General features: G+C 57.6%; 21 protein-coding genes and 1 pseudogene. 11 read left to right on the forward strand and 11 right to left on the reverse strand.

Features of this window, described 5'->3' with window-relative positions; translation table 11 throughout:
- Positions 1-51: 51 nt before the first annotated feature.
- From ACIX9_RS22775 to ACIX9_RS22790, 4 genes are all read right to left on the reverse strand, one after another.
- Positions 52-1035: a tyrosine-type recombinase/integrase gene (locus ACIX9_RS22775; protein ID WP_013573243.1), complete on the reverse strand. Its 984-nt coding sequence runs from the start codon at positions 1033-1035 to the stop codon at positions 52-54.
- Positions 1032-1616 carry a hypothetical protein gene (locus ACIX9_RS22780; RefSeq protein ID WP_013573244.1) on the reverse strand — a complete coding sequence of 195 codons (585 nt, stop codon included), beginning with the start codon at positions 1614-1616 and terminating at the stop codon, positions 1032-1034. The genes ACIX9_RS22775 and ACIX9_RS22780 overlap by 4 nt, the downstream gene beginning before the upstream one ends.
- A 155-nt stretch (positions 1617-1771) precedes the next feature.
- On the reverse strand, positions 1772-2383 hold the full coding sequence (locus tag ACIX9_RS22785; RefSeq protein ID WP_198152268.1) for a hypothetical protein: 612 nt from the start codon (positions 2381-2383) through the stop codon (positions 1772-1774).
- Between the two features lie 201 nt (positions 2384-2584).
- Positions 2585-4420, reverse strand: coding sequence for a S9 family peptidase (locus ACIX9_RS22790; protein WP_013573246.1), 1836 nt, complete (start codon positions 4418-4420; stop codon positions 2585-2587).
- 58 nt (positions 4421-4478) lie between these two features.
- On the opposite strand from ACIX9_RS22790, the gene ACIX9_RS22795 reads away from it, so the two are divergent.
- Positions 4479-5120 (forward strand): TetR/AcrR family transcriptional regulator, encoded by a 642-nt coding sequence (locus tag ACIX9_RS22795; protein ID WP_157478385.1) that lies wholly within the window; start codon positions 4479-4481, stop codon positions 5118-5120.
- A 408-nt stretch (positions 5121-5528) separates the two neighbouring features.
- Here ACIX9_RS22795 and ACIX9_RS22805 read toward each other — a convergent pair whose 3' ends face one another.
- The 3 genes from ACIX9_RS22805 to ACIX9_RS22815 form a co-directional block, all read right to left on the reverse strand.
- A complete protein-coding gene (locus tag ACIX9_RS22805; RefSeq protein ID WP_013573249.1) occupies positions 5529-5759 on the reverse strand; it encodes a hypothetical protein in 231 nt (76 codons plus the stop codon).
- 6 nt (positions 5760-5765) lie between these two features.
- Positions 5766-6008: a hypothetical protein gene (locus ACIX9_RS22810; RefSeq protein WP_013573250.1), complete on the reverse strand. Its 243-nt coding sequence runs from the start codon at positions 6006-6008 to the stop codon at positions 5766-5768.
- Between the two features lie 292 nt (positions 6009-6300).
- Entirely contained in the window at positions 6301-6864 is a 564-nt protein-coding gene (locus ACIX9_RS22815; protein ID WP_232298998.1) for a hypothetical protein, read from the reverse strand.
- Between the two features lie 120 nt (positions 6865-6984).
- On the opposite strand from ACIX9_RS22815, the gene ACIX9_RS22820 reads away from it, so the two are divergent.
- The gene (locus tag ACIX9_RS22820) at positions 6985-7431 is read left to right on the forward strand and encodes a PA2169 family four-helix-bundle protein (protein ID WP_013573252.1); all 447 of its coding nucleotides are present in this window, start codon (positions 6985-6987) and stop codon (positions 7429-7431) included.
- Positions 7432-7584: 153 nt separating this feature from the next.
- A complete protein-coding gene (locus tag ACIX9_RS26610; protein WP_041598275.1) occupies positions 7585-7776 on the forward strand; it encodes a hypothetical protein in 192 nt (63 codons plus the stop codon).
- Positions 7777-7931: 155 nt separating this feature from the next.
- Here the strand turns inward: ACIX9_RS26610 and ACIX9_RS22830 are convergent, their stop codons facing one another.
- A complete protein-coding gene (locus ACIX9_RS22830; protein WP_157478396.1) occupies positions 7932-9950 on the reverse strand; it encodes a glycosyltransferase family 39 protein in 2019 nt (672 codons plus the stop codon).
- 159 nt (positions 9951-10109) lie between these two features.
- Between ACIX9_RS22830 and ACIX9_RS22835 the strand changes: the two genes are divergently transcribed.
- The gene (locus ACIX9_RS22835) at positions 10110-11270 is read left to right on the forward strand and encodes an IS30 family transposase (protein WP_013573254.1); all 1161 of its coding nucleotides are present in this window, start codon (positions 10110-10112) and stop codon (positions 11268-11270) included.
- Between the two features lie 138 nt (positions 11271-11408).
- The gene (locus tag ACIX9_RS22840; RefSeq protein ID WP_198152269.1) at positions 11409-12131 is read left to right on the forward strand and encodes a hypothetical protein; all 723 of its coding nucleotides are present in this window, start codon (positions 11409-11411) and stop codon (positions 12129-12131) included.
- Between the two features lie 423 nt (positions 12132-12554).
- Here the strand turns inward: ACIX9_RS22840 and ACIX9_RS22845 are convergent, their stop codons facing one another.
- Complete coding sequence (locus tag ACIX9_RS22845) at positions 12555-13856, reverse strand: GlcNAc-transferase family protein (protein ID WP_013573256.1); 1302 nt, start codon at positions 13854-13856, stop codon at positions 12555-12557.
- 465 nt (positions 13857-14321) lie between these two features.
- On the opposite strand from ACIX9_RS22845, the gene ACIX9_RS22850 reads away from it, so the two are divergent.
- The 5 genes and pseudogenes from ACIX9_RS22850 (at position 14322) to ACIX9_RS22870 (ending at position 22188) form a co-directional block, all read left to right on the forward strand.
- Positions 14322-15281, forward strand: a complete 960-nt coding sequence (locus tag ACIX9_RS22850) for a lysozyme inhibitor LprI family protein (protein WP_013573257.1) — start codon at positions 14322-14324, stop codon at positions 15279-15281.
- Between the two features lie 292 nt (positions 15282-15573).
- A pseudogene (locus tag ACIX9_RS22855) lies at positions 15574-16266 on the forward strand (transposase); the annotation flags it as partial.
- Between the two features lie 415 nt (positions 16267-16681).
- Complete coding sequence (locus ACIX9_RS22860) at positions 16682-19258, forward strand: glycosyl hydrolase family protein (protein WP_157478398.1); 2577 nt, start codon at positions 16682-16684, stop codon at positions 19256-19258.
- Between the two features lie 310 nt (positions 19259-19568).
- Positions 19569-19967, forward strand: coding sequence for a hypothetical protein (locus ACIX9_RS26170; protein ID WP_041598278.1), 399 nt, complete (start codon positions 19569-19571; stop codon positions 19965-19967).
- A 439-nt stretch (positions 19968-20406) separates the two neighbouring features.
- The gene (locus tag ACIX9_RS22870; protein WP_013573261.1) at positions 20407-22188 is read left to right on the forward strand and encodes a hypothetical protein; all 1782 of its coding nucleotides are present in this window, start codon (positions 20407-20409) and stop codon (positions 22186-22188) included.
- 87 nt (positions 22189-22275) lie between these two features.
- On the opposite strand, the gene ACIX9_RS22875 is transcribed toward ACIX9_RS22870, so the two are convergent.
- Both ACIX9_RS22875 and ACIX9_RS22880 read right to left on the reverse strand, forming a co-directional pair.
- A complete protein-coding gene (locus tag ACIX9_RS22875; RefSeq protein WP_013573262.1) occupies positions 22276-22806 on the reverse strand; it encodes a hypothetical protein in 531 nt (176 codons plus the stop codon).
- Between the two features lie 355 nt (positions 22807-23161).
- Positions 23162-23986, reverse strand: a complete 825-nt coding sequence (locus ACIX9_RS22880) for a DUF5694 domain-containing protein (RefSeq protein WP_041598280.1) — start codon at positions 23984-23986, stop codon at positions 23162-23164.
- 174 nt (positions 23987-24160) lie between these two features.
- Here ACIX9_RS22880 and ACIX9_RS22885 point away from each other — a divergent pair, with 174 nt between their 5' ends.
- Positions 24161-24523 (forward strand): hypothetical protein, encoded by a 363-nt coding sequence (locus ACIX9_RS22885; RefSeq protein ID WP_013573265.1) that lies wholly within the window; start codon positions 24161-24163, stop codon positions 24521-24523.
- The last annotated feature ends 55 nt before the right edge of the window (positions 24524-24578 follow it).

The raw sequence follows: 24578 nt of genomic DNA on the forward strand, positions 1-24578 counted from the left end.
TTACATTCTTTCTACGGACGTAGAAGAGCGAGTCCGGCCTCATCGCTTAAGCTAAATTCCAATCCTCTCGACCTCATCTAGGGAAACCTCATCGCTCCTCCGGTCGTAAAGCCCCGTCGTCCGGGCGGATTCATGCGCGGCCATTTGCTGGGCGATCTCTAGTCGGCCGCCGTTCTTTAGGTAGGCGGTTATGCCGGTCGCCCGAAAGGTGTGGCAGCCGATTTCAGTCTTGATTCCAGCCGCCAGCGCTCGCCGGCGGATCATTCGCCACACATCGGATTGGAGCAGAGAATTGCCGGTCAACTCTCCTGATCGCCCACTCGTCGTGCGAAACATAGGCCCTTTCCGATCTTCGGCGATGCCAGCGGCGTCGATGTACTCCTCCAGATAGCGGTCGAGATTGTGGTGGGTCGGCATCTCGTGTTCTTTGCCGCCCTTCTCATGCAGGCGAACCCAACCTCGGCGGCCCTGAACAAAGAAGTCCTCAACGCGCATCGAAATGGCCGCGCCGACGCAAGAGAAGGTATAGACCATCAGCCCGATGAGGGCACGGTCTCGCAGACCGGGCAGGGAAGTGGTATCGATCGCGTCGATCAGAGTGCGGGCTTCGTCTGCCTGCAGCACTGGTGTCTTGCCACGCCGCTGCGAGTGCTTCGGCCCGCGAACTGAGTGGGCTGGGTTCGTGGGGATGACCTGACCGACGACCATCCAGTCAAAGAGCATCCGCAACGCTGCCAGCCGCAACTTCGCCGTAGGTTTCGATTGAGTCTTGAGCTGGGTTTCAACAAAAGCGGCCACATGGACCGGCTCGACCTGGGCGAGATCGCCGATGCCGTGCTCGGCACAGAAGTCAGAAACCTGCCGCACCGCCTCACGGTGGGCACGGCGGCTGCTCGGATTTCGGATATGCGAGCTGAAGAAATCGCGCATCCGTGTCCGGGCTTCCGGCCGCGCCGTGAAGATGGAGAGCAAAGGAATAAGGACACCGCTCTGGGCTCCAGAAGGTTTTTGCAGTGTCGAAGTCGGTGTTCTCATCGCCGCTTCACGAACTTCACATGAGCCGAATCAAGCTCTTCTTTTGGGTAATCGGTGCCGGCCTTTCGCAGCCACTCCCGGTCGGCTTCCGGCATCCCCGGAGGATCGTAGTGTGCCCAGTAATCGTACGAACCCGCCTCTTGCGCGAGCACACGATCGTTGATCGTTGCTAGCGTTAGGCTCTCTCCAGGGCGCAGCACCTTCCATCCCTTGATTACGTCAGGCATGGGTGAGTACGAGAAATCATTCACGCACCCTCCTCCAACACCAGCGACTCCCGGGGTGTAGGGTTTGAAGTTTAAACGCAGCCGCACCGTCCCGTGGGGAACATCACCACATTCCAGCGAAGGCGTCGGCACACGCACGTCGTGATCGGTTCCATTCACCATCAGGATGGTGAACGTCTGGGGAATCTTCATCCAGACCGATTGCGGCAGGAGACGCAGTTCCAGCTTGCCCGGTGTGGCGGGTACGGCAGTCTGGCCGACACAACAGGCCGCAAGTCCGATTGCAAAGACAGTCCTGGCGATCTTAAGAGCAGACCTTATTTTGAGCGTCCTCTCCCGCATGATAAAGGACATTATCAAGCGCGACAGCGGGGCGAAAAGGAAACGGCATCGAACTTTCCTATAACGAGGCTCGTATCAAGTTTGTGCGTTGTTTTCGTGATCAGTTTCGCGCTTCAGTATGGACCCTGGCGCCGCTTGAGGGTGGGCTACCGAAGTTCACGAGGCTATTAGCGTTTCGACTCGTAATCCCAATTTTCCTGATTGGTGACATACGAGCGGGGTTTGAAGGCCCGCGAAATATCGAAGCTGACGAAACTTCCCGGTTTTCGCATTAAGGCGCTCAGAACGGGGCAGTCCTTCGGCTTGTCTTTGGTGCATATTGAAAATCCGGATGCGCCCGGCTTGACTCCTTCGACGTTGGTGGTCGAAGAGCTTGTTCGCCGAACAGCGTTGTCATCTACCTCGATGATTTCTTCTCCCTGCAGTGGCACACGGATCGTGACAGCCCTGCCATCAACATCGCCACTGAGCGACGTTCCGGCTTTGAGCGCGAAGCAGCCAATAAATGGAATCTTTGATGGATTCACATCCACACGGTTGCTTCCGCAGATCTTTGACAGTGTGTCCGTGTAGCGACCCAGGGCTGGTGCCGTCGGCAGTTGATTGGGGTCGGGGGATTGAGCCAGGGCGCAGGCGCTCGCCGCGGTGAAAGCAATGACGAACGCACCTGCTCTTCGTGCGATGGTTCCAGCAACCCGCGACTTTGTCCCTTGCGTTGGCATACTCGAATCGACCTCCACATTATGTCTGACCACGTTTGTCCGAAGAGGTTGGAGCATGGGAAGAGCATATCAATGTGGACCCGCTCGTGATTGGGTCGGAACCAAGCAGAATGAGATTGCCGAAAACACAGACTTCAGGACTACGCTCTTTGGGTTCATAACCAAAGGTCGGGGACCAGCGTCCTCCTCTGAAACGGACGTTTCAGAGCTGACAAGCTGGCATAACCAAAGCCTGAGCTGATGAATACTGCATGGTTTCTAAGGTTCCGCCCGTCCGCCTAGATGACGGGCTAAGAACGATTCAGCCACTTCCGCGAAGTGCTGAAGATTCTCTTGATGCGCTAGACCATGCCCCTCATTCTCGTAAATGAGGTATTCGACCTCCCTGCCGTTCTCGCGCAATGCCTGGACAATTTGATCGCTTTCCCGCTTCTTAACCCGGGGATCGTTCGCCCCTTGAGCGATTAGGAGGGGAGCGCTAATGCTTGATACCCGGTAAAGCGGAGATTGCGATTTGAGGAAGGCGTCCTCATCGCCTACGCGTTCTTCCAGGAGCTTGCGCATAGGCTCCCAGTAAGGTGGGATCGAAGCCAAAAATGTCGTCAAGTCAGAAGGACCGACGACGTCGATGCCACACCGGAATGCATCCGGCGTCCAGGCGAGTGCCGTGAGAGTGGCATAGCCGCCATAGCTCATCCCGAAGATGGCACATCGTGCTGGGTCCGCATAACCCGCCTTAATGGCCCAGTCACGGGCATCCAGCAGATCGGTTCGCATGGCTCCGGCCCACTCGCGATTGCCCGCATTCAAAAATGCTTTCCCGTAACCGGTCGAGCCGCGAAAGTTCACCTGCAGAACTGCATAGCCTCTATTGGCAAGCCATTGCACGACTGGGTCGAAGCCCCATCGATCGCGGTGCCAGGGTCCGCCGTGCACATAAAGCACGGTCGGAAGGCCTTGCGGTTCAAGCCCAACAGGTAAGGTTAGATACCCGCTGAGACGTAATCCATCGCCAGCTGAGAACGTGATCGGCTTCATCGCGGCAAGCGTATAAATCAGCAAATTTGGACGACAATGAAAAAGCAGCGTGGCGTGACACGTTTCGCGCGAGTAAAGAAAGTACTTCTCCGGAGAGGTATCGCTTTGACACTGCAGGATCAGCGGGTCCCCGTTCTTCGTGCCGGAAGCGATCGAGAACTCTCCTGCATCAAGCGCCTCAAAGCTCTTTAAAGACAACGCCCATGAATCGGATAGCGGCGTCCAAACGAGTCTGTCACGCAAGACCGCAGCGGCTCCGATCTCCCGTGTGTCAGGCTCGATGTAGACCTTCACCACGTCGTATGCTGGATCTTCGAAACGTGTTGCGACCGCACCGCTGCTCAGCTCATATTGCACAAGTCGATCCGCATTGGCGTTCTTGGCTGTGATCGCATACAAGAACCGGTTGTCCGGGGAGAATGCAACCAGGCGAGGCCTGCCGTCAGCAAACGCGATCTCGTCTAGAACTCTCCATTCTGAGCCCGCTACATCGCGCACGCGGATCGCAAAGTTTCCCCCAGCTATCTGTGCCACCGCAGCGCGAACTTGAAGCATATTATCCGCAAGCCAAAGTTGAACGTCGCCAGGATTCTCGATATCGAGTAAATTTGAGCCGGTCGCAAAATTGACACGGTGAACGTCCATAAGACTCGGAGTCCGAGCGTTCATCGTGATCAGACCCTCATCCGGATAGCGGAAATCTATAGCGAGGGGCAGGGCCCGAGCACCAGGCACGGGTGTGAGATCCATCGGCTCGTGTCCTAGCAAACCAACTCGAAACAGATGGTAGTTTTCGTCTCCCCTAGAATCCTGAAGATAAAGAACATGTTGTCCATCCCCCTGCCACTGGGCCCAGGGAATCGGACGTAGCGCGTCCCGTGCCACCACGCGATCGTTCTCTTGTCCGATGGTCCGCACCCAAACTCCAACCTTGCCCTCGACCGGGGCCAGGTAAGCAAGCATGTTTCCGTTGGGAGAGAGCTGGGCGTAGGCCATCTCAGGATCGGCGAAGATGGCAGAGCGAGGAATGAGTGGTGATAGAGCATCGCTAGTCATAATATGTGAATGTATCATCACATTCGCTTATTCAGAGATGATGCCCTATGCTTTTTGCATGACAGACGGTTTCCTTGTTCCGCAGCAGCAGCGAAGTCGCGAAACACTAGCTCGGCTGATTACTGCCACGCTCGTAACACTGGAAAAGCACGGCCTTGAAGGGGCTACGATATCCCGAATCGCTAGTGAAGCGAAGATAGCGCCGGCAAGTGTCTATCGGAGATTTCGCGACAGGAATGCGCTCTATCGCGTAGCTCTCCTCAGCATGTTGGAAGGCGCAGCAAGTCTGGAACACATCAATGAGGTCTTTGGCGATCAGACTCTCGAGGCTCATGTTCATCGAATGGTTTCATTTACATTGCAGCAGTACAGATTGCGGCCGGGACTCATGCGAGCTCTGATCAGATTCATTGGTTCAGACTCGGACGAGGAGTTTCGGGCTCGGGCATTGCGGAGTATCTCAATCAATTTCGAGCGTTTCGCGGACCGGCTTCTCGCCTACCGCGAACAGATTAAGAGCTCTAATCCACACAAAGCCGTAATCTTCGCACTTCTCACCATGGGCACGGTGATCGAGGTCCGTGCCTTGGAACAGGTATCGATGTGGAACGAGTTAACTCGCTTCGATGATGAGGAGTTCGTGATAGAGGTCACGCGTAACTTTCTTGGATACCTTGGTTACTCAGATCAGCGCCATTGAGCGCTTGGAAAGGACGCGAGGATCTAGCGTAAGCGCCTTATCAAAACCTACGTAATGCGTCTGGCATGAAAAGGTATCGAGAAACACATCACACGCCAGTTAGACATAATCCCTCGTAGCCTGCCTTTAGTGCTGCCCATGCTTCTTCCCGGCCTGCGGCGTTGGGACGTGGGTGTCCGCTGGAGCAGGTGCGGCGCGGCCAGGAGTTGCTCAAAGTGGTCGAAACGGCTATTCAATGCCGACACCTGGCGGGTAAAGAAGAAGTACGTCCCGAAGGCTCCCAGAGCAAAGCCCAGAGCCAGGATGAGGGCGAACACGGTCCAGGTCTGGAAGCGGGCCTCCTCCTTGAGGTGCCCGACCGCCTCCCGCACATGGTAGGCCGCCACCTCGATCGACCGGATCGGCCCCTCAACGGCCTTCTCGATAGGCTGCTTGAAGTCCCCCCTGCACGACCTCCCGGATGCCGGCGGCGATGTACTTGCTGGTCTGCTGGCCCAGCATGGCCGGCAACTGCCGCACCTGAGCGATCGTGGCCTCAAGCGCCGCCGTGGTCTGCTTCAGCTCCGCGTCCCGCGCCGTCATGCCCTCGGCCAGCTGGCGGGTGGCTCCGTAGATCGCTAACAGCTCATCATCCCTCATGGTGCTCTACCTTCCTATGCCAAACCCACGAGAGTGCTCGCGCTCAATCTCCGGCTCTTTGGTCTTGGCCTGTTCCTGCTGCTGCTTCAATGCCTGCTCCTGCTGCTGACGGGCAAGCGCCTGCGCCTGTTCCTGCTGCAGCCTGGTATCCATGCGGTTGCCGAAGTCGGCCAGCTTCGCCTCGACGGACTGCTGCGCATCCATCCTGCGATGAAACCCGCCCAATAGCTCGTCCAGCCTCGCCTGCATCTCCGGGGAAGGCGATCGTGCCTGCTCCTGCGCCTGGTCTTTCTCTGGAGCGGCCTTGGCCTGCTCTTCCTGGGACGCATCGCCAACAGGGAACCGGCCCGCTCCTTGATGTTTTTCGCAAAGGCGACGGTACGGTCTTTGACCTCGTGGGCGAACTCCCTGGCGGCGGCGATGAGCTTGTCCAGACGGCTTAACTCGCGGGCCTCGCGCTCTTGCACCTGAGCAATCTGCTGCTCTGCTCCCGTTCAGGCGACAGCGAAGAGCCGCTCGAGTAGCCAGTGCACGCAGCATTTCAGTGCCGTTTTGCTCGAAAGATCGAAGCTACCAGGTCCGGGCCGACGAGCACAAAGTTGAGAAGGATCTTCGGAAGCGCCTCCAGGTCGTGAAAGACAGTCGTTTCATCCGTACCGCCCAACATGGCACCGTGACGCATGGCATACCAACTGAACGCTGCTGAGACTACAGACAGACAGAAGGAAAGAACAAGACCGCCGCTGAGGTGAGGGGTGTGTGCGAGTCGGTGGACTCCCGATTGGGCGAACAGCATGAAGCCCGGCAAGCATATGCAAACCACTCCGGCGGTCGCCCAACGAGGTTCAGCCTTACGCAGGTGCTGAGATATTGCCCCGATCAGTCCTCCCGTCACGAAAGCAAACACTGCTTCGACCACGAGCGCCTTTGTTGCTTCCCTCTGCCCAGCTTGCAGATTCGTCGCAAAAAATGCCAGTCCTCGCACCGCGGCGGCGAAGGTGGCCGCCTTCCAGCTCCATGGTGGAACCAGGGTGCGAATCGGATTGCGTAGCATCTCGCGAAGACCGTCTCGCAGATTGATTGGTATGCCAACAGTTGAGTCCATAGCCACCATTTTCGATGCCGTTCTGAGGGGGAGGCGTTCCACCTAGGGACCGGTGCTGACGGAGCGAGTAGGTCCAACCTAAACCATCTCTTAAGCTTCAAAAGTCGTGAGGTGAAACACATGGCAGAAGGCTACTCACTCGTAAAGACAGTCGTACAGGTTCTCAATGACGGTGAAAAGGGCTTTGCAGATCTCGGGGAGAAGTTGAAGAACCCCGAAACAAAGATGTTTTTCATAAAGGAGTCCGCACACCGAGGCGAATTCGCTAAAGAACTTGAAGCGGAACTTGCGCTCACGGCCGGCGATACGAAAGATATTGGCGGCACAGCGAGCGGAGCAATTCACCGCTCATGGGCAGACCTAAAGGCCAGTTTGGGCGGCTCGGATCACACTTTGCTGGAGACTGCAGAACAGGGCGAGGATGCCGCGAAGAAAGCTTATAAGGAAGCTCTGGAAGCTCAGGACTTGCCGTCTGCCAAGATTCGAGAATTGCTCCTAACCCAGCAAACCCACATACAAGCCTCACACGATACTGTGAAGGCGTTTCGGGACAGCACTGCTTTGTAATACCCTGAGACAGACTCGAGTAGATGGGCCACGGCGCTACGGTGTGGCCCATCCTATTCGACCCGAAGCAGGAACTCACGTATGGTGCAACTTATTCATTCCACAAGGTTTACGTCCGATAATGAAGTTACGTCCGGTCGATACGATTAGGCCATGGTCGATCAGGAACAACTACAAAGACTAGTCGCCAAGTGGACCGCCGACAGCGACGGATATAGAGCTGAGGCGCAACGCTTGGAGCTGAACGACCGAAGCCGTCACGCAACGTCCATCGCGATGCTTGAAGCTTCTGCTCAGGCGATCGACCGCTGCGTCCTCCAAATCAAGACTCTAGGCCGGTTCTAAATAACCGGACTGCGGTGGAGGTGCTTCCCTCTTTCGGCGTTCTTGCTCAAAACGCCGTTTTCCACGAACCGAAGCGTCTGCACTCACCCGTTACTGGCGACATTGCGACTTTGGCAAGACTGTTAGTGACAAACTCTTATCCGGCAAAGCCGTCGCTACCGCGTAACTGCAGCATCCAACCCATTCTGAATCCGAATGCCAAGCTCTTCCTGCTCCAGATCAGGTCGATGGTTTAGCAGATTCTCCTGGGCGAGCTGGTAGTGTTTCTTGGCCGAATTCCATTGCGTCTCCGCCGCGAGAACGTCGGCCAATTGGAGCTGGGTGCGAGCAGACTGAGGTGCGAGCGTGACCGCCCGCTGCGCCAGCAGAAGTGCTTGCTGCAGCTCGTCTTTTTGGACAAGTGCCGCAGACTGACGGACATCAACCCACGCCGAAGCGAGCGGAACCGCGAAGCTCCCTTGATAGACATAGACTCCGTCCTGCAAGATCGCTGTCGGCTTCAGCTTCTGGAATCCCTCATAAGGGTTCAGCGCACCGTCGCCGGATTCCACTCCTTCCAGATCACTCTCGCTGATGAGCACGGTGCCGTTGATTTGCGGAGGCACCTCCATCGGCAGCGTAAACCACCATAGTCCGCTCGGAGTTGGCAGGCGATGACAATGGATGCCATAATCCTGCGGCTGCACAGCACCGTCCGGGAAGTAGGCAAACCAGCAATCGGGGTCGTGCTGCTGATCGAGATACTGCTTCACCGTCTTAAGTTGTTGACCCCAGTCCACGTTGGCATCGCTGAGATAGTGTCGGACCTGCAGCGGACCTCCCCAGGCCTCGTTGCCATAGGCCATATAGTTCGGAGCGATACGAACTGTTGTCACCACCTGCCAAAGAAGCAGGGCAGCAGCGAGTGCCGCCCATCCCGATCCGCGCCGCAGGAACATAGCAGCAATGGCGCCTGCAAGGACGTAAAGAAACGGATAGACCGGCATCAGGTGCCGCGCGCCGATATCGAAGTGAGACGTGGTGACGACAGCAAAATACACGCACACGGGTACTAGAAGAAATACCATCTGCCGCCCGTAAGCGCGGCCTTCTTTCAACCAGAGCAGGGGCGCGAGGAGGAGCAGCAACAGGAGCGGCAAGGTGGACTTGATGAAAAAGGCAGCGGGAAAATACTCCCACGGCCCGTGACGGTAGACATGTCCGAAGAAGTAGCTGGTGTACTCCTGTTCGATATGTTTCGTATTGGCGAGTCCCCAGATATATGCTTGCGGAAGCAGGTGAAAACGTGCAAACAGCGCCAATTTCGCGCCTTGGGCGGGGTTCGGCAAGGAGGCCAGATACTCACCGAGCGTGGGAGAGAGTTGAAGTCCGTGCGGTGCCGCAGCGTAGCGGAAGCCATAGAACGCCCAGAGCACTAGCCAGGCACAGGCGAGGACGGCAAAGGAGGCACCCAGCAATCGTGCAGCGGTTGCCGGCCTTCGCTCGCGAACTCCCTCGACTACCGCGATGAGCAACAATATGGGTGCGATCAGAATGCCGGTAAATTTGGTCACGAGCGCCAGTCCAGCCAACAGCCCCGTGACAAGCAGTACTTTCCATGAAGGCTGAACGGAATAAAGGTAGAAAGCGTACACAGTCGCTAAAAAGAAGCAGGCACTTCCAACATCGGTCGAGATCAGTGTGCCGTGAGCTAGAAGATTGGGGTCGAAGACGAACAGGAAGAGAGAGCACACGCCGGCGAGCATCCCAAAGAAGCGCCGGCCTGTTGCATAGACCAGCAGAGCTGTCACCAGGCTGAAAAGCATGCAGGCCATACGCGCGGGAAACAGAAGACGATCGCCACCGTTGGCAAAGACAAAGGTGCGACCGCCAAGGAAGGCGTTCTCTGTCTGCGGAGTGCCGGTCGAACCTGGCAGGGCGAGATGCATTCGGAGCAGAGGAAGTGCCGCTGTTATCTTCACGAGCGGCGGGACCTCTGCATTCGCCCTGTAGTCGTGCTGCGTCAGAATGAGGTAGCCATCATACAAATGGTGGGCTTCATCCCAGTTTGCAGAGTAGAGACGCGCGACGTGAACCAGCTGCAGACTGAAAACGGCCAGAAGAGATACGATAAGTATCCAGGCAAACGTTTGCCCTCGGGCGCGTAGCGAATCAAATCTCGTGCTCTTCGGCATGCACACCAGCATACATTCAGGGTTGATACCGAGAAACGCATATCACCCACTTGAGCAGCTAAATCTCGTCTCCGTGCGCAATTCCCCGAAAGTCGGGCGGTCTCAACCGGTCGATGCAACACCATCTGATAGAAATGATTTCTCTTCGAGGTGGTGTGAATGAGAGAAGGAAGACGGTTTGGGCTTTCTGCTGAGCATAAGGCTGACATCTGGAGGCGTTGGAAGTTGGGCGAGTCTCTCAAAGAGATTGGTCGTGCCTTCGACAAGGATCATGGTTCGATTCAGTTCATGCTCTCCAAGCACGGTGGGATTGCTCCCGCAGTTCGTGAGCGGTCGCAGCGAACGCTGACGTTGGTCGAACGAGAAGAGATCTCACGAGGCATTGCCTCTGGTTCGTCGATCCGCGAGATAGCCAAGGGTCTGGAACGTCCAGCATCTACGGTGAGCCGGGAGGTAGTCCGGAACGGTGGCCGCTCAGTCTATAGAGCGAGTGACGCTGATCAGCGGGCTTGGAGATCGGCACTGCGGCCTAAGACCTGTCGACTTGCCAGGCACAGGAAGCTGCGCTTGATCGTGGCCAGTAAACTGATCCGAGACTGGTCGCCGGAGCAAATCTCCGGCTGGTTGAAGAGACGATATCCCAACAACGGGAGCATGCGCGTGTCCCACGAGACGATCTATCGCAGCTTATTCATCCAGGCTCGCGGAGTGCTGAAAAAGGAGCTGGTGCAGCACCTGCGGTCCAAGCGGCAGATCCGCCGATCGGTGCATGCTAAGGCTGCTGGACAGTCCCGAGGTCAGATCGTCGATGCGATCTCCATCAGCGAACGACCTGCAGAGATTAACGACCGCGCCATCCCAGGTCATTGGGAGGGAGACCTGCTCAGCGGGTCAGGCAACAGTCACATCGCAACTCTCGTCGAACGGCACTCCCGCTTCACCATCCTGGTGAAAGTGCCTAGCAAAGACACGGCGACTGTCGTCGCCGCGCTAAGTCGGCAGGTTCGTAAACTGCCCGCATCTTTGAGGCGTTCGCTGACCTGGGACCGCGGCCTTGAGATGGCAAAACACAAAAGCTTCACGGTGGCCACGAAGGTGGACGTCTACTTCTGTGATCCGCAGAGCCCATGGCAGCGCGGTACCAACGAGAACACCGATGGCCTTCTTCGACAGTACTTTCCGAGGAAGACTGACCTATCCGGCTACTCTCAGGCAGACCTCAACAAGGTAGCTCTGCGCCTCAATCAACGCCCAAGGAAAACTTTGGACTTCGATACTCCGGCTAGTAAACTCCAAGCCAGTGTTGCATCGACCCATTGAGACCGCCACGTTTTCAGGGCAGATGCCAGCGAGAACGCGACTTGTGAGCCTCTGACGGGTCAGAGGACGTGTGCGCTGCTCTTGCCAGACGATTTCGAGCCAGCGAACTTCTTCGAGGGTTTCCCAATGTTCTTCAGCTTGCTTCAGAGATCCATTCGATTGTCAGCCTTCTTCCTTCTTGCGGTTACCGTTGGGGAAGCTCAGAGCAAGGAAGCTCCGCTCCCCCCGGACGTGCCTGCGGTGGAATGCAAGCCCCCTGCCGTGGTTAACTTCGACGGCCTACGCGTCTTCAGCGGCACAGCGCCGGTCCTCATGACTTTTCACTGCGGGGACAAGGGCAGTGAAGCCGCCGCCTGCCACGCCGAGTATCTCGACCCAGCCAAGCCTGACGAGTATCAAGGCGATCTCATCGCTCCCGGTGCGACCCAGGGCCGTTGGACGTGCGCAATGGTGGGCGGATGGTCGGGTTGGATCCCGACTGATCGGCTGGCGCCCGTCCCATCGACTCCCGCCATCACGACAGAACAGTGGCTCGGCACCTGGGTCACCGGCCATGCAGGCGTGCACAATGACCGACTGGTCGTTACGCGCAGTGCCGAAGGCCACGGCAAGATCCATGTGGAGGGCAGGGCGAATTACACCAACATCGCGCACAATGTGCATACCGGCCAGGTGAGCGGGGACGCCGTCGCCATGGGGCCATTTCTTCACATCCTCGATCATGGCGAGTTGCCAGATTGCGTCCTTGATCTGAAGTACGACCTTGCCAGCAAGACCTTCCGTGCCGTCGATAATCAGCTATGCGGCGGTTTCAACGTCACGTTCGATGGAACCTGGCATCAGGCGAAATCGAAGAACTAGCTTTGAGCAAGAACATTCTTCTTCCAGCGCGTGAGTTGCAGAGCTCTGGAGTCGTCGGGACCCAGATAACGCATTGAGTGTGACTGATCCCGGCTCCTGGAGCATTTGGTTTCCATAACACCGTTTCCGTGCAGGTTGCCTCCAGAGTCGTTGCGACGTGTTGATAGTGTCCGGCTGCCTACTGCTTAGTGTGAGTGGCAATGACCTTCCAAAGAGCAAAGGACAAAGTCCGAAGCAAATTTTGAGTTCCCCAGACCGTGCCCACTACTTGCTGGATGCTCATGTAGAGACAGGAGCGTTCGCGGTTTGATGGAACCCGTCAACCTTAAGACTGCGCTTCGCCATTTGCAGTTGGAATCAGTACACCGCAAGAACGGCAATCGGCGGTTTAGCGCAAGCGTCCGGTGATGCCAGAACAGACGTTTACAGTTCTTCCATAATGATTGAGTAATCCAACTCATCCAATTTTCCGGAGATCTTCGGGCCCCATCCCGCACTGCGGCCGAACGGCTGCACGCTCCACGACTCCGGGATGATGCCGGAATGGATCTCACGAATGAGCACGATCTGCGGCGCGTCGCCGATTGTGCTCAATTCAGCTTTCGTAACGTCGTGCCTGTCGATCTCATGGCGGTCTTCATCCTGAATGGCTACGACCCAGAAGCCGGCTTCTTCGAAGGCGCACGCCGATAGCGCCGTCCGGTGTACGGTGATGCGGACCATCCAGGTAAAGATTTCTGCTGTCCAGTCGCTGGGCAATGGCGGGTTAGGCGGTTCCAGCGCACGTCGGGTGTAGTCCTGCATTCTGCGCAGACGGAAGGAGAGACCAGCATGAGTCTCATATTCCTCGATTGTGCGTACCGTGCCAAGACCGAAAGGCTCGCCCGCAGTTTCTCCCCTGAGCAGGGATGCGACTCGCTCGCGGCTTAGCCTGTCGAGGTCGCGCCATGCGGTTGCTCCGCTTGCACCTTCAGAAACAACAGGCTTTCGGTCGTCCCAGTGGCGCGTGGCGTAGGCGCGGGCATAATCGTGCCAGGCAACCGACTCTACCGGATGGAAGAGATCGTAGCCGGAGGTAAAGGCGCGCAGCGTCATGGCGATCTCTTCGCCGAAGAAGTAGAGATCGGGATCGTAGGGCACGTCCTCGACGAAGCTGCCTGGCGCGAAGATAAAGCCACCGGCGAGGAAACGAGCACCCATCGGGCGTTCGCGAGCCGAATAGCCAGGAATTTCGAGGGGCTTGAGCTTAGGTAGTCCGTCCTCCGAGAAGCCGCTAAGCGCGATCAGTTGTGGCGTGCCCTGCAGCGCTTCGCGTGCCCGGGTGCCATCGGCAGCGGGAATGAACGTGTTCGCATAGGTGCTCAGGATGGGCCGTACGCTTCCCGTCTGCTGCATCATGCGGATGAGCTTGGTATCCCAACCTTTAATGAAGCGACAGTGCGAGTCGATCTGGAGAAACCACTGCTCGCCCCTCCAAAGCTTCATAGCTTCGGCACGCGCCCAGCAGGCACCATAGCTCTGCTGCCATGGGACATCGAGGATGCAAATACCGGGAGCCTCAGCGAAAGGCAGCGAAGGCTGCTCCTCGCCATGCTGCCAGCAGATGTCTATGCGTAGCAGTTCGGGTTCATCTGCCTTCTCGACCAGATCTTCGACGGTGGGGATAAGCTGACTATCGCGGTATGAGGCGATCGAGATGAAGATAAGTTCGTTTCCCGTACCCAAACGGTCTCCCTGTACGCCGTTACTGTAGAGCAACTGGCCTGACGATACTGTACGACCAGAGACTCCGATTCTTACACCACGCAAATGCACGACCACTACAAGTTGCACGGAGAACAGATACGGGCATTTTCATCCAGGCCGAACAGGGACATGCCTATAGGAATCAACCATACTAACCTCCCTTGAAGCCGGGCTCTCGGAAAACTCTCCGCTCGGACCGCCGAGCGAATCGACGTTGCCCATAAACCGTTTTCAGACAAAACTGATGGCACGGCGCCGCCTGGCGGCGCGAGCGTGGCTCTTATTGGCCCAGGAAAAGCTGCACAGCATCTGCCGTATCGTGCGCAGCTGAACACAGGACGAAAGCGCGCGTCTGTGTGTGCTTGAGCAACGAGGGGCCTCGAAACCAGCTCTGTCGAGTACACTCTAAGCCAAGTCGTAGCCCACAGGAAGGACTCCAGGATCATGCACGCTCTTTTTCGCATCCTCGCCATCCAATTGCTCGCCCTTCCCCTGTCAGCCGCCACTCCACTCCAGCAAGCCACGACCTCCACTGCAATACAGCCAGCTGAACCACCTTTGCCACCCGGATCGAACTACGATCCCGGCATCTTCCAGGCACTCCTGCCACCCGCCGATCTTGCCTACCTTCAACAGTTCTCCGGAGCTCCAGCCAAAGATCTCCTCCGCGATAAGCAATTCAAAAGGCTAATGAAGCTCTTCGTCCCAGGCTGCATCTTCCACTATGGGCGGGACATGAGCCTCCCTGACGCCCTCTCGATGGCTTTCGACGGCTCCCGCATCCCGGTTGAGCTACGGGACAACCGGTACCTCCTTGTCGTTGGTCAACAGGGACCTTACCTCCAGGGTCGCGGCTTTCTCTGGATCGATCTGCAGACTGGTATTGCGCTGGGCGGCTTTTACTTCGCCCCCACAAATGGCGAACCAACCCCTGCCCTCAATCTATTCTCGAAGCAAATCAAGGAGGACACCCTGGGTCTCAGCCAGTTTCCTCCGGCCTTCGTCGGCGACTTCATCCAGTGGTCCACGAGCGCCCGCGTCGGACCCGTCGTGACCCGCTACTTCATCACCGGCAACAATAAGAAGATCCTTGTCGAGCACGATGAGGACTTTTGCGTCTCCGCCGATGGCACCGTCGCGCCGCGGAACGGTGTCTGCGAGCAACTCAACGCTCAGGCGGCCGACCTCGACGTCACGGCGGCCGACTACCTCGACCAGGTCCACCACGCGACCAACGCGACCGCCTGGATGCTGAGCCCCTCCCAAGTCGCCTGGCTTAGTCTTCGCGAACGGACCTGTGGTGGAGTTCTCGACCCTCTCGCCTGCCGCATCAACATCACACACCAGCGTATCCACGTTCTTACTGGCCGCCCACCCAGCCGTCCTCATCCTGTCCATCGCTAACCCGTCAACGCGCGGCAATGGTGCCTACCTTGACGGTCTCCTCTTGCTGGGCAACATCCTGATCAATAAACGGACGCCTTTGCCGCTAGCGTCCACCGGCCCGGCGGATTCCTCAAACGCCGCTTCCAGGGAGTGTGCGGACGCTAACATGATGTGAAGAGGCAGTGAGATTCTGGCCAAACGGTCTTTTGCATAAAAACGCATGCCAGCAGAATGAACATAGCATAAGCTCCCCGAAAGTCGGGGCGGTCTCAACTGGTCGATGCAACACTATCTGATTTGGAGGTGTTGTATGAGACAAGGGAGACGGCACGGTCTTTCCGCTGAGGAGAAGGTCGGCATTTGGCGACGTTGGAAGGCGGGCGAGTCATTGCATGAGATTGGACGCGCCTTCGACAAGGATCATGGCTCGATTCAATTTTTGTTAGCCAAGCACGGCGGAATCGCACCAGCAGTCCAACGCCGATCGCAGCGCACGCTCACGCTGGCCGAGCGGGAAGAGATCTCACGAGGCATTGCATCCGGTTCTTCGATTCGTGAGATCGCCAGAGGACTCGAGCGGGCTGCGTCGACGGTAAGCCGAGAGGTGGCGCGGCATGGTGGGCGACCGATGTATCGAGCCAGTGAAGCCGATGATCGAGCTTGGAAGTCTGCTCTGCGACCCAAGGTCTGCCTGCTTGCCAGGCACAGGAAGCTGCGCTTGATCGTGGCCAGTAAACTGATTCTGAACTGGTCGCCGGAGCAGATCGCCGGCTGGTTGAAGAGACGGTATCCCAGCAACGAGAGCATGCGCGTGTCCCACGAGACCATCTATCGCAGCTTATTTATTCAGGCGCGAGGAGTGCTGAAGAAGGAGTTGATGCAGCACCTGCGGTCCCGGCGGCAGATCCGCCGCTCCGTGCACGCCAAGGCTGCCGGGCAGTCTCGAGGCCGGATCGTCGATGCGATCTCTATCAGCGAACGGCCCGCAGAGATCGAAGATCGCGTAACCACGAGCCGCTCACCTAGCGCCAGCACCATTTCTCGCACCAGCTAATGAAATGGTCCTTTCCAGCACCCGCTATGCTATACCCGTGAACGGTAGCCAGGCCCATACTCCGCATCTTCGCGAGCATTTGTGCCAAGCAAGCCGCCCTCCAGCATGCGGTCAAGGACTGACGGAAGCTGAAAGTGGTTTAACCCCTAAGACGCCCTGTCGCCGGGTTTTGCTCGTGTACTGGCCGGTGGGCCGGCAATGCCGAGCGGACCCTCAACGGGAATGAAGCAACTATCGCGCGCGAGCTGGGTTCTTAGAGGGTCTAAGACTGCTCCGAACATACAAAGGGACCCACGTGCGTCGAACCAAGTTTCACCTCAGTGGTGGCTTTCCGGCCACACTTGTCTGTCTGGCCGTGTCGCTCGTGTTCTTATTCGGCTGCTCAGGAGGAGGCACAGGTAGCCCAGCCGCTCCATCTCTAAAGGCACCCACGTCGAACGTTGCCGGTCCGTATACGGGGCTGGCGGGTACGGCGGTCAGCTTCAATGGGAGTGCCTCGAGCGATCCGCAGGGGCAGGCTCTGAGCTTCTCATGGAGCTTTGGTGATGGCACCATCGGGACAGGCGCTAGCCCGACCCACGCCTATGCAATGGCCGGCACGTACACGATATCCCTGGTGGTCACGGACACATCCGGTCTTGCCTCGCTGGCTGCAATGACGACGGCGTCCATTACACCGGTAGCGGACTTCAGCCTGAATGCGAGTCCTCAAAGCCTCTCCTTGGCGGGAGGAACGAGCACGACCTTGAACGTCACGGCGGAAGCACTGAATGGCTTCAGTGGCCCGGTCACGGTGACGGTCAGCGGGCTGCCCGCCGGGGTAACGCAGACAAGTACCAGCTATATCTTGACCCCGGGCGTTCCGTTGATGGTCCAACTGCGCGCGAACACGGCGGTGGCCTCGGCCATTATGCCTTTTACGGTCACGGCCACCTCCGGCAGCTTGACCCACACGGAGCAGGTGACCCTGACGACGGGAACGTCGGCCGATTATTCCATCATTAGCTCCACGCCCGCGCTGAGCATTGTGCCGGGCTCCACGCAGATAATGACCGTCACGGCGACGGCGGTGAACGGCTTCAACGGAGCCGTAATGGGCTCCTTGAGCGGCTTGCCTGCCGGCGTCTCGGCGTCGCCCGCCAGCTTCGCGCTGCCGCTGGGCACCGCGGTTCCCGTGACGGTCACGGCGGCATCTGCCGGGTTGACTGCGGGGAACAGTGTGCTTACCGTGCTGACCTCATCGAGCACGGCGACGCACAACCTGCCGGTCACGGTGAACGTGGGCTCGCAACTCCAGAGTATTGTGCTGTCCACGCCGGCCAGCCTGAGCGTGCCGCCCGGCGGCTCGGCGATCTTCGATGCCATCACCTACGGCGTCGGCGGCTACCAGGGGCCGGTGAACATCCAGGTCAGCGGACAGCCTGCGGGCGTGACCGCCACTCCGTCCAGCTTCACGGTCAATCTGTCGCCGGTGGGGATCGGCTCAGGAGAGGTGAAGTTGACGGGAGCATCGTCGCTGACGAACGGCACGGCCCCGTTCACCGTCACGGCGACCGTAGGGACGCAGACACAGCAGAATGACGTCGTCCTGACCACGGCACCGGCCAACGTGGTGGCGGCAACAGTCAACCCTGCGGCCCCCGGCACGGCGTTTCCGCCGTACTTCATCGGGTTCTCTTTGCCGCAGGTGACGCTTGAGGAACTTGCCGGCACGGGGGCGACTACCTACCCCAGTTTCATCAACCTGCTGGCAAACCTGCAGCAGTATGTGGGCTCGCCCAGCATACGGACCGGATTGCCGACTGGAACCGCGGCCGTACTGGGTCCGCTGACGAACGCGGCGACTTTTACGGCAAACGGTGTGACCACCAAGCCGAGCTACATCCTGGGGACCTCCGCGACGTACAACCCCGGCCAGGCTGCTTCGGAGCTCGCCCAGGCAATCGCGGCTGTGGGCAGCGCCCAGATAAAAGGGGTGGAGTTGGATAATGAGCCGGACCTGTACGTAAGGAACGGCTATCGGCCAACGAACTGGACATATACCGACTTTCTTACCGAGACGGCCGGCTACCAAGCGACGATGGCGCCGTACCTCACGCAGCCGCAACTGGTGGTGTCCGCGGAATCGGGACGCACCTGGGACCCTGGCATTCCCGCGTTGATGACGCAACTGTCGGGGCAGATTTCGATCTTTACGGCGCATCTGTATGCGCTCGAGGCCTGCGATACCACGCCGACCATCCCGCAGCTGATGGAGGATCTGTCCATAGCCCGGTACTTCTCGCGGTATGGCGCGCTGGTCAAGACCCTCAATCCAGTGCCGGTACGCGTGGGTGAGGTGAATACCGTCGCCTGTGGGGGCTTTGCTGGCGTGAGCGATACCATGGCGGCCGCGTTATGGGTGGTGGACATGGCGTTTGAGGCCAAGGCCGGAGGAGCGGCCGGGTTCAACCTTCACTCGAACGGCACAATCACGGGAGGCCCCCTGCCGTACGACATCGCCTACAGCAACAATGGCAGTCTGACCGTGCACGCGCCGTTCTACGGTGTGTTGTTTCTGGCGCAGGCGATTCAGAACGACGCAAGCCCACTTCCTGTGGCGATCACCCAGACCGCGGGCAACGTGAAGGTCTGGGCGACGATCGATGCCGCGGGAACCCTGCGCGTGGCCGTGCTCGAAAAGGATCTGGACGGGCCTGCTCAGTCGAAAACGGTGATGCTGGATCTGGGAACCTATGGCGAGCCTGGAACGCTGACCGCCTTGACGGCGCCGAGCCTGAGCGCAACCAGCGGGATCACGATCGGCGGCCAGACGTTTGACGGGACCAGCGATGGGCAACTTACAGGACCCGTGGTGTCTACACAGGTCACGCCCGTGAATGGGGTTTACACCATCACCGTGAACGACGGGACGGCGGCGATGCTGACGGTGGCGCGCTAACCGGGCATGGCGAAGCTAGAACGCGCTGACAGGTTGTAGGTGGACAAGTCGCACTTCCCCTGATTGATGAGGGTACCTCGTGATTAAATCGGGTCGCCTTTCGTTGCTCCCCTCGACGAGCTCGACTGTTGAGAACAGGCCGATGCATTCATCAACGTCTGCCCGCGGAAAAGGCATTACTTGCAACTTTGACCCGGCCAGCCCTCTCCATGCCGCAAGGCTGCGGCCCAGATAAACGAAGTTGCCGACAACACCGACTTTCAGGGACCATTGAAGATCTGCACGAGATCGCTCCTTATGCTTAGCTTTGATGAGCGACACACAAATGGGCAAGCCAACGATAATCATCGGCAGCGTTCTCTATTTGCTGCTCTGGATCCCAGCGTTCCTCCTGGCTTCCGCTGTTTCCTTCCTAGGAGGATACGTAAGTAGCGGCTTCGCTCCTGTGTTGGGATGGGCTCCTTTCCTTCTCGCGCTTCCAGCCATCCTGCTCGGGTTCAAATCTTTCCGGCTGAGTGCGGCTCTAAGTTTGCTTCTTATGATATTGGAGGTCAGTACGGAAAACTGGCCTCATTTCATCCTTACCGACTTGTGGGCCTCGGGTATAGACGCAGCATTCCTCGCGCTCACGGTGTTGGCAGTCTTAGTCGCCGTCCTGAGTCCATATCCTTCGATAAACATGTTCTTCCGCCAAATCCGAGAAAGCTAGATCAAGAAGCCGCCCATCGCAGGGATCAGTTCATGCAAAACGACGGTGTCGGCAACCACGGGCTATTTAGCCCGTTCCGGCCGTCGTCGCTGGCCTCCAGGAGCCGAGATTGCCGCAAACACCGACTTTTCGGGAGTTTCACCTCGATGACCGGAGTCAACGTGGGTGAATGTAGGAAGATTCAATTCATTTCAGACCCAAGGATCAGCCCGGTCATTATTGTTCCTCTTCGGAGGGATAGTCTGGGGTTGCTACCCTCTGAGAAACTAGCAAGATGGTCAGACTCGATTGCTCCAGAGCATCAGGAACTGGCGCGCGGTGCGCATTTGCGCTGTCAGGTTTGGAACGTCCGTGGCTGCTTGCCGTGCTCGTCTTTTGGGGTCTGACGCCCGCCCTGCGTTGTCAACAAGACCCGCCATTCAGCTCCTACCCTACCAGCATGCCTGTGACTGGCGTTGTACTAAACGCGATTACAGGCAAGCCAATTGAAGGAGCCGTTGTAGGCACTTTGCGTCCCGAAGACAGGCGCTATTTGACAACTCCGCCGCGCAACTTGATTTCGCCAAGGCCGTCCCCTCCGCATAAGATTCCTGGGCCTAAACAACAGCAGATGACGGATGCAGAGGGACGCTTTCGGTTCGAATCCATGGACTTCAAGGAGAGACAGTACTTCTATGTGACCAAGGCCGCCTATCTTGCGCCTGACTCCAGCGGATCTTCAATCCCCATTTTTGAAGTGAGTGTGATGCCTGGTATGGGAGAGCTGCGCTTCAAGCTGAATCCTGAGGCTGAGCTCAACGGGAAGGTCATATCCAGCGACGGACTCGTTATGAAGAGCCTGATGGTCAGTTTGTACCGGGTCCAATATACAGCGGGAAGGCCCCACTGGATTCACATCGGCCAGCAGCGAACCGATACCAGCGGGAGCTATCACTTCGGAGAGTTGCCGGCAGGTACCTACTTCGTGGTCAGCCAATGGCTCTTCGACAACGATCCACTTCCCCCTGATACGAACACCTGTAACGACAGTCCCTATATGCCGGACGGGGGTTTCGCGCCAGAGTCGGAACCGGGCGTGCTGGACTTCCACAAAGCGGTGCCGATCATTCTCACGGAAGGCGGGCACGCGGTGGCAGACCTCAGGCTGCAGCACCAGGTCTTTCATCCGGTGACCATCCTGCATGATCCAGACTTGAGCCCGGGCTTCCTCGAGATTGTCGATAGGAACGGCCGGAACTTAGAGCTACCAGTGAGCCCTTCTGTCAATTGTGTGCGCCGCCTGCATCCATCTGGCGACCGTCAACAGAGCACAATCCATCTTCCCGACGGCAACTATACGTTTCATCAACATGCAGCCTACTCCCTGAAAGACCCATTTAAGACAGGAGGAGCAAAACAGCCTGTCTTCCTCGGAGGTTATATCTCAGTGGCGGTTGCGGGTAAGCCGGTGTCCGTAATGCTTCCAGCAGTCCCGGAAGATGATGCGGCACCGGTCGAGATCCGGGTTCACCATGAGAAGACAACCTCCTCGGCAGATGGATCAACGCACGATGTGTGCTCTCCGAAAAGACCGGGTGGCGTACTTTTTGTTTCGCCGGGCACGAAGCTTCCTCCCCCTTTTCAGATTGAAATGCTCTCTGCAGACAATTTCGGCGGCCAAGGAGTCACTGTTCATGTAACAGAGAAAAACACCGATCTCTACGAGGCAGTTGGCTCACAGCCTGGCCGTTTCTGGCTTATTACACAGGTTCTGGATCTGGGGTATGTGTCAAAGATAAGTGCCGCCGGCCTAGACCTGCTCCAACATCCGCTAGTGATCGGCATGGACAGAACCAGCGTGGCTCTTGACATTACGGTGCGAGACGACTGCGGTAGGATTCACTTCGAAAAGCCTTGGACTAAGCCGGCTCCCGGTGCCGTGTTGGCCGATGCGGTTGGAATCGTAAACCCTTTCTTCGAGCTACTGGTTCCACAATTCTTTGGAGCTACCCCGCACGGTCAGTTCTCCCAGGAAAGATCCATGATGGAGCTTGGACGCCCCGCTTCCATCACCGTGGGCAATTTACCTCCCGGCCACTACAAGCTTTTCGAGGCATTCGACGAGAGTGCAGTCAGTAACTTTTCCCCTGTCGAACTGGACAAGCGGCTAGGACCAGCAAAACATATATGGCTCAAGCCCCGTGAGCAAGTGAACCTGAACATCCTTGATCTTCCCAAGTAGTGCAGCTGCCTATCACAAACAACTCGGACGCGCGCGCATGTCATCTTGTTACTCCTGACACGGAGATTCTAGACGGGTACGTTAGCGTTACCCGATTCCCAAGCTGGACGCTGCCGCCAGCCACCTCGACCCCCACACTGACGCCTCGAAGTTCTGCACGAAGTCGTCGTGTCTGTCGAAGATGATTCCTTGGGTATGGTCCTCAGAGAGCAGCGATACAGCATCGCCGTCGAAGGCACGGATTCCCTCACATGCCCCTAGGACTTTCCCGGTTGTAATAGCCACTGCTCCACACCAGGCGCTTTGCTTCACCCACAAAAAGGCATTCTCCTCCGGCAAAGACCTAGACAGCAGCAGGGGTATGCCCAAAGCACTGAGGCTTTCATCCCGGCTGAAGAAGCCGTGGCCCGTATCGGGCTGCCCATTTACCGCAGCAGCGTAACCGGTGCTGAGGGCGGTCCGTACATTGTCGGTAGCCTTCAAGCTCAACAACTGGCTTGGGCGAATGGCCGATCCAACGGCGAGCGAGAGACCGTCGAGGAAGTCTGACCTCTGTAAACGACCCTGGTTCTCCCTCACAAGCCGACCAATTGCCTCTTTCCTCGACTCCCCTAGCATCTGTCCTGCATATTCGTAAGCACCTTCAATGAAAACGGTGTTTTGACCAATTTCGACCTTCCGGGGTGCCGGGGTGGCCGACCTGCCGACACGAGAACTTGTGGGAGCACTCGCTGCTACAGAGTTGCGCCCTGCACTTGTCTATGGATTATTTGAAAGGAAGCTGTTCAGTGCGTGTAGAACTTCTGCCTCGTTGGAGAGAAAAATGTAGTGATCTGCGTTGGTTACGCGGACCACGGTGGCAGTGGGAATTCCATTCTTGAAGCTGTCTGCGATCAGAGTCATATGTTCGCGATCTGCCACTTCAGCCTGCCGAAGTTTGTCAGGGTCCCCGTCTAGAACCACGGAACCGGCATCAAGTGTCCTCTATGCGATAGCCTAGAAATTTCTCCGTATTCACGACATCGAAGTACCCTGATTCTTTGGCAAACTGATCCAGCAGGAAAGTGTGGCCCGCGCCGAAGATGACGAGCACGCGATCTTCTGGCTTGGCGAGCCGTCGCACGTTTTCCAAGATGATCATGTTGCGCGCATGCCAACCGCCAACCCAGTTCGCCCCAGGGTTGGTCTTGTTATCGCCGAACCGCAGCATCTCGAAGTAAATTCTGTTATTCGACAACCGGTACTCCTGCGCGTTCGCACGCTGAAACCATTCGAACATGGTATGAGTGTGCAGATAGGTGGACTCTCCGGCGGCAAATTGCTTGCCTTCCGCGAGAAACGCCTCGAACCGCGATTGCAGACCATGAGTAGCAGCATAGGCGGCGAAGTCGTAGGCGTCATCGGGTCCTGGGGGACCCGACTTGTAGTCCACCGCATCCAGTTGGGAGATGCCCATCTTGGCGGCGAGGCGCAGACCGAGCTGGTCGCGTTCGTTGGAAGTCAATGCATAATTTCCGCTGCGATATGCCGCGTAGCGCTGGTCAAGGTGTGCCTGTTCTGATGGCGGCAACTCGATGGCAATGCGAGTGGGTTTGAATCGCGCAACAGCTTCAACCAGTTTTTCAATCTGCTGCTGCCGTGCTGGCGTAAGGACGTCGTCCACTGCCATATTGCTGATGTCGTGATTCGGATTGTCGAAGTGCGTTGTTCCGAGGATCATGATCTGCGACTTCTGTCCGTGAGCCGACGCAACAAGCACCGGTAACCAAACCAGCAAAGCGAATCGAATCGAGCGCATACACAGCATTATGCGATATTCTCTCCCAGCTTTCATGTCGCCTCCAACCAATCGAGAAAGGAGCTGGCTTCTACTCAGCAGTTCCGCCGCTCCCCAAAACGGTGTTGTCGGCAATTACCCCTGCCAACCGAAGTTGTCGTGGGTAATAGTTCGCTGTAACGTGACAGAACGCATATGGCACCCACCCGAGAGCTATGGACTTCCAACCTCGTAGATGCAGCTAGAGCTATCGGCGACACCGAGCGTCAGCGCAGCAGATGGCTAGCTGCAGACGCCTTTGCATGGGAGCGACCCGAAGAGCTGATCAACACGTGGGACGATTCGCTGGTGGAACTCTTCCTCGAAGAGTACGGTGCTGGTCTATCGCGGGCGCAAGCCAATGCAGCCATCGCATTGCGCGATGAATTGAATAAGTACTGCCATGCAACGCCGGACATTCTCGATCCCCTGCAGGTGCTTACCGATCCTCGCTGGGAGGCCGTTCGAATCAAGGCCCGCTCCTTCGTCACCGCTTTCGAAACCAACCTGTCGGAGTAAATAGGCATTCGCTGACGGCGGACAATCTTGTTACTCCTGAAACGGAGGTTTCAGC

This window comes from Granulicella tundricola MP5ACTX9 (assembly GCF_000178975.2).
GTDB lineage: Bacteria > Acidobacteriota > Terriglobia > Terriglobales > Acidobacteriaceae > Edaphobacter > Edaphobacter tundricola.

Excerpts from the sequence above, each read along its gene's own strand:
- ACIX9_RS22775 (WP_013573243.1), bottom strand. The coding sequence starts at position 1,035 with ATGAGAACACCGACTTCGACACTGCAAAAACCTTCTGGAGCCCAGAGC.
- ACIX9_RS22780 (WP_013573244.1), bottom strand. The coding sequence starts at position 1,616 with ATGTCCTTTATCATGCGGGAGAGGACGCTCAAAATAAGGTCTGCTCTT.
- ACIX9_RS22785 (WP_198152268.1), bottom strand. The coding sequence starts at position 2,383 with ATGCTCCAACCTCTTCGGACAAACGTGGTCAGACATAATGTGGAGGTC.
- ACIX9_RS22790 (WP_013573246.1), bottom strand. The coding sequence starts at position 4,420 with ATGACTAGCGATGCTCTATCACCACTCATTCCTCGCTCTGCCATCTTC.
- ACIX9_RS22795 (WP_157478385.1), top strand. The coding sequence starts at position 4,479 with ATGACAGACGGTTTCCTTGTTCCGCAGCAGCAGCGAAGTCGCGAAACA.
- ACIX9_RS22805 (WP_013573249.1), bottom strand. The coding sequence starts at position 5,759 with ATGAGGGATGATGAGCTGTTAGCGATCTACGGAGCCACCCGCCAGCTG.
- ACIX9_RS22810 (WP_013573250.1), bottom strand. The coding sequence starts at position 6,008 with ATGCAGGCGAGGCTGGACGAGCTATTGGGCGGGTTTCATCGCAGGATG.
- ACIX9_RS22815 (WP_232298998.1), bottom strand. The coding sequence starts at position 6,864 with ATGGACTCAACTGTTGGCATACCAATCAATCTGCGAGACGGTCTTCGC.
- ACIX9_RS22820 (WP_013573252.1), top strand. The coding sequence starts at position 6,985 with ATGGCAGAAGGCTACTCACTCGTAAAGACAGTCGTACAGGTTCTCAAT.
- ACIX9_RS26610 (WP_041598275.1), top strand. The coding sequence starts at position 7,585 with ATGGTCGATCAGGAACAACTACAAAGACTAGTCGCCAAGTGGACCGCC.
- ACIX9_RS22830 (WP_157478396.1), bottom strand. The coding sequence starts at position 9,950 with ATGCCGAAGAGCACGAGATTTGATTCGCTACGCGCCCGAGGGCAAACG.
- ACIX9_RS22835 (WP_013573254.1), top strand. The coding sequence starts at position 10,110 with ATGAGAGAAGGAAGACGGTTTGGGCTTTCTGCTGAGCATAAGGCTGAC.
- ACIX9_RS22850 (WP_013573257.1), top strand. The coding sequence starts at position 14,322 with ATGCACGCTCTTTTTCGCATCCTCGCCATCCAATTGCTCGCCCTTCCC.
- ACIX9_RS26170 (WP_041598278.1), top strand. The coding sequence starts at position 19,569 with ATGAGCGACACACAAATGGGCAAGCCAACGATAATCATCGGCAGCGTT.
- ACIX9_RS22870 (WP_013573261.1), top strand. The coding sequence starts at position 20,407 with ATGCCTGTGACTGGCGTTGTACTAAACGCGATTACAGGCAAGCCAATT.
- ACIX9_RS22875 (WP_013573262.1), bottom strand. The coding sequence starts at position 22,806 with ATGCTAGGGGAGTCGAGGAAAGAGGCAATTGGTCGGCTTGTGAGGGAG.
- ACIX9_RS22880 (WP_041598280.1), bottom strand. The coding sequence starts at position 23,986 with ATGCGCTCGATTCGATTCGCTTTGCTGGTTTGGTTACCGGTGCTTGTT.
- ACIX9_RS22885 (WP_013573265.1), top strand. The coding sequence starts at position 24,161 with ATGGCACCCACCCGAGAGCTATGGACTTCCAACCTCGTAGATGCAGCT.